The 594-nt window shown below is 59.9% G+C and carries 1 protein-coding gene and 1 pseudogene; one reads left to right on the top strand and one right to left on the bottom strand.

Annotated elements, in window-relative coordinates; translation table 11 throughout:
• Positions 1 to 283: 283 nt before the first annotated feature.
• Positions 284 to 463, top strand: a pseudogene (locus tag ACZYOF_RS44275) (IS3 family transposase); the annotation flags it as partial.
• Here ACZYOF_RS44275 and ACZYOF_RS44270 read toward each other — a convergent pair.
• Positions 393 to 594, bottom strand: a 202-nt coding sequence (locus ACZYOF_RS44270) for a HEAT repeat domain-containing protein (protein WP_463719661.1), incomplete at its 5' end; no start/stop codon positions are given. The pseudogene ACZYOF_RS44275 and the gene ACZYOF_RS44270 sit on opposite strands and share 71 nt — an antisense overlap.

Genomic DNA, 594 nt, shown 5'->3' with positions numbered 1-594 from the left:
TCAGGCTTCGTGGTAGGTTGCCTCATGGCGTAGTCTCCAGTCCGACGCTTCAACGCCGGACGATTCGAGGTTGATCACCCCGGAGCCTACGCCAACCCTAATTCCAACCAACTCCGCGACGGGACCCTCGCCGGGACGGCGTCACCACTGTCAAGTGCGCAACAGCCCATAGACCAGGTTTTTTGACGGGGTTACATGCCACCAAAATCGTATCGGCCGCTCCCTTCCGAACGCAGTCTATCGCCAAACCCGTTTCTATCCGACAGGGGGTGCGCAGCGCCGAAATCAGTTTTTTAGAGGGCGCGCTCACCAAGGCGGGATTGCTGAGCGCAAAGCGATGATCGACCGTGAGCACGATCTGTCGATCATCAGGCAGGCGGAAGTTTTGAAGATCAGCCGCGGCAGCGTCTACTACCTGTCGCGTCCGGTGTCGTCCGCAGACCTCGCCACGATGCGACGGCTTGCAACGCCTTTTGACGAACCTGCCAATAGCTGTCATTCAACGCCGCGATGAGCCCTGTTGCCACTGAGGCCTGACCGATGCGCCCGATCGTCTCGGCGGCGACTGCTCTCACCTGCCATTCCGGATCCGAA

It is taken from the genome of Bradyrhizobium sp. LeoA1Lang, from assembly GCF_055413685.1.
The sequence above is the reverse complement of the archived record's forward strand: the minus strand, read 5'-3'. Positions and strand labels throughout refer to the sequence as shown.